3 protein-coding genes are annotated in these 3,523 nt (G+C 37.7%); 1 reads left to right on the top strand and 2 read right to left on the bottom strand.

Annotated elements, in window-relative coordinates; translation table 11 throughout:
• Positions 1 to 83: 83 nt before the first annotated feature.
• Positions 84 to 1,577 (bottom strand): carboxypeptidase M32, encoded by a 1,494-nt coding sequence (locus ABZA26_RS10525; RefSeq protein WP_372714484.1) that lies wholly within the window; start codon positions 1,575 to 1,577, stop codon positions 84 to 86.
• Positions 1,578 to 1,976: 399 nt separating this feature from the next.
• Here ABZA26_RS10525 and trpS point away from each other — a divergent pair, with 399 nt between their 5' ends.
• Positions 1,977 to 2,960, top strand: coding sequence for a tryptophan--tRNA ligase (trpS, locus tag ABZA26_RS10520; protein ID WP_372714482.1), 984 nt, complete (start codon positions 1,977 to 1,979; stop codon positions 2,958 to 2,960).
• A 67-nt stretch (positions 2,961 to 3,027) separates the two neighbouring features.
• Here the strand turns inward: trpS and ABZA26_RS10515 are convergent, their stop codons facing one another.
• Complete coding sequence (locus tag ABZA26_RS10515; protein WP_372714480.1) at positions 3,028 to 3,222, bottom strand: hypothetical protein; 195 nt, start codon at positions 3,220 to 3,222, stop codon at positions 3,028 to 3,030.
• Between the last annotated feature and the right edge of the window lie 301 nt (positions 3,223 to 3,523).

Below are 3,523 nucleotides of genomic sequence, written 5' to 3'. Positions count from 1 at the left end.
TTATTTCACCCTTTTCATCTAGAACACCTATTTTTGTATTTGTTCCTCCTAGGTCTACTCCTGCCAAATACATAAAACCCCTCCTATACCTGGTATATCTTGCCGTATTTTTCTTTTAAATAATCCACAAAATATTGGGCATTCAGATCCTCTCCTGTTATTTCTTTTATTAATTCTTCCGGTTTTCTGAGCTTCCCGAATCTGTGTATCTTTTGGTTCAGCCACTCTTTTATTTTATTGAGATCACTATTCTCAAGGGCTGCATCCACATCTATATCTTTTTTCATAGCGGCATGTATTTGTGAGGCATAGACGTTCCCCAGTGCGTAAGACGGAAAATATCCCATGAGACCAGCAGACCAGTGAACATCCTGTAGGACTCCCTCTTTGTCATTGGCCGGTTCTATCCCCAGATATTCCTTTATCTTTTCGTTCCACACCTTAGGAAGATCTCTGACCTCTACCTGCCCTTCTATTAGAGCCTTTTCTATTTCATATCTCACCATTATGTGAAGAGAATATGTGAGCTCATCTGCCTCTACCCTTATGAGGCTGGCTTCACTTTTATTTATTCCTCTGTAAAAATCATCTATATTTACATCTTTCAGTGCTTCAAACTTACCTTGCAGTTCCCCATAAATAGGTACCCAAAAGGCTCTGCTTCTCCCTAAGACGTTTTCATAAAACCTAGACTGAGATTCATGTATTCCCATGGAAGTACCCTCGCCTAAGACACCGCCGGCTATATCATCCCCTATACCCTGCTCATATATCCCGTGTCCCCCTTCATGTATCGTACCGAACACAGATGAACTCAGCATGTTTCTGATATATCTCGTTGTTATCCTCACATCATTTTTATTGTAATTCAAAGTGAACGGGTGAGCACTTTCGGAAATTATTCCCCTTTCAAAGTCAAAGCCTATATACTCAGCTATAAACCTGGAAAACTCCATCTGTTTATCTTCAGGATAATCCTTTTTCAGGAAAGTACCGTCAACCTCTTTCCCCTCTTCTTTTATCTTCTTTATAAAGGGAACCAGTTCTTTTCTCAGATACCCAAAAAATTCATCCAGTTTTTCAACAGTCATTCCAGGTTCATAGTCGTCTAAGATTGTATTGTATGGATGCCCATCATAGCCCCTATACTTTATAAACCTTCTCTGAAACTCCACTATTTTCTCAAGGGATTCTGAAAACAGGTCAAAATCGTTTTTCTCCCTCGCTTCTGCCCATATCCCCTGAGCTTTCGCAGTAAGTTCATTATATTCCCTGTACTCAACCACAGGTATCTTCGTCAGTTTTTCTATCTCTTTCCCCACTTCTTCCAGAGTTTTATCCTCGATCTCAGTGAGCTCCTCTCTTTTTTTCTTCAGCTCTTCCACAAGAAGAATCATCTCATCAGAGGTTACCACTCCGTAGCTTTTAGAGCTCAGATACCCCACTACATCTGAAAGAAGTTCTAGTCCCTTTTTAGGAGCCTGCGTTTCCAGGTCCCAGTGAAGTGCAGATATTGCCACATCTATCAGTTTTTTCTCTCTTATTATCTCATTAAATCTTTCAACACTTTTTTTCATTCAAAATCCTCCAATATTAAAATTCTCGCTGATTAGATTATAACTGCCCTTCCCATAAGTTTCAAATTAAAAACTCAATTATTGAAAAATATCTCCCGTTATGCTAATATTGTATTTAATCAGATAAACCATAATATCATGGTAATGTCACGAACTCACTACTAAATTTCTCAGACGGTGGTATATATGCTTTCTTTTAAAGAAAATAACAAAAATTGGATACACTGGTGGTTTTAGCCTGCAAGGATTGTCTTTAATAAAGATACAATCCTATTTTCAGTTGTAAATGAAACCATGGGAGTTGTATCTAGAGATATAAAATCTTTTACCCGTGGATATAGTCTGCGGGTTTTTTTATTGTAATTAATGCACTTGATATATATCTAAGGAGGAAATCATATGAAAAGAAGCTTATCAGGTATTCAGCCTAGCGGAGTACTTCACATCGGTAACTATTTTGGAGCAATAAAACAATTTATAGAAAATCAGGATAAATACGAGGGTTTTTATTTCATAGCTGACTATCACTCTCTCACATCTTCTCCTAATCCGAAATCTCTTAGAGAGAACTCTTACAACATAGTTTTAGACTACCTTTCACTTGGGCTTGACCCTGAAAAGGCAACTATTTTTCTTCAGTCAGACATGCCTGAGCATACAGAATTGGCATGGATTTTGTCAAATGTGACTCCCATGGGACTTTTAGAAAGAGCTCACTCATTCAAAGATAAAACTGCAAAGGGAATTGCAGCCAATGCGGGACTTTTTACATATCCTGTCTTGATGGCTGCGGATATACTTATGTATGACCCTGATATCGTTCCTGTGGGAAAAGATCAAAAACAGCACCTTGAAATGGCAAGGGATATAGCCATGAAGTTCAACCTTCAATATGATAAAGAAGTATTCAAGCTTCCCGAACCAGCGATACTAGAGTCTCTAGCAGTTGTCCCTGGTACAGACGGGCAGAAGATGAGTAAATCCTATGGAAATACCATCGAAATGTTTGCCTCAAAGAAAAATCTTAAAAAGCAGATAATGAGTGTTGTCACAGACTCAACTCCCCTAGAAGATCCAAAGAACCCCGACAACAACATAACCACCCTCTACAAACTCTTTGCTTCCAGTGAAAAAGTAGAAGAGATGAGGCAGAAGTTTATAGCCGGAGGATACGGATACGGACATGCTAAGAATGAGCTTTTAGAGGCTGTTCTCGAGTATTTCAAAGAAGCCAGAGAAAGAAGAGAAGAACTTGCAAAAAATCCGGAATATGTAGAGGCCGTCCTTAGAAAAGGATCTGAAAGAGCTAGAAAAATAGCCCATGCAAAGATAACTCTTGTTAAAGAAACTGTTGGACTTTTAGGAAATATATACAAAAAATAACCAAATAAAAAATCGGAAGTTTATCTTCCGATTTTTTATTTGAAAATATATAAAACACATTCTTGGGTCACTCTGACTTCTGGTATTTACCGTACTCGTCACTCTGTATTTCCAAGGCTTTATTTAGCTTTTCCTCTGTCTTCTTATAGATCTTTCTGTGGGTGTCTATCCCGATATCCCTCTCCCTTGAAGAAATTCCAGTATAAACTTTAAATATGACAAACACAAAAACAAACACCACTAAAATTTTTATAAATTTCATTTTATACCTCCCTGATTAAGGACTGTCATAAAATTATCACTTATAAAAATTCAAAAATCAAGGAGAGCTCCAAAGAGCCCTCCCATAAAATTAATTCTATCAAGTTGCGTCCGGTTCGTTTTTTCTGAAAGTCTGTGACCAAAATATTTTACTTTTTATTAACAGATAAACCTTTTAACTTATGTCAAAAATAAATATCTGACTATCGGGCTATAATTTATCTGAGGTCATATTTCCGCACTCTGGCAGCCTTCCCCTGATCCCACAGTCATTGCAGTTATTCCTGCAGTCTTCAGTGAGG

Origin of the sequence: Ilyobacter sp. (genome assembly GCF_041583315.1) — a bacterium.
GTDB lineage: Bacteria > Fusobacteriota > Fusobacteriia > Fusobacteriales > Fusobacteriaceae > Ilyobacter.
The sequence above is the reverse complement of the archived record's forward strand: the minus strand, read 5'-3'. Positions and strand labels throughout refer to the sequence as shown.

Bases quoted from the DNA above. Each gene is read 5' to 3' on its own strand.
- ABZA26_RS10525 (WP_372714484.1), bottom strand. From the start codon at position 1,577: ATGAAAAAAAGTGTTGAAAGATTTAATGAGATAATAAGAGAGAAAAAA.
- trpS (WP_372714482.1), top strand. From the start codon at position 1,977: ATGAAAAGAAGCTTATCAGGTATTCAGCCTAGCGGAGTACTTCACATC.
- ABZA26_RS10515 (WP_372714480.1), bottom strand. From the start codon at position 3,222: ATGAAATTTATAAAAATTTTAGTGGTGTTTGTTTTTGTGTTTGTCATA.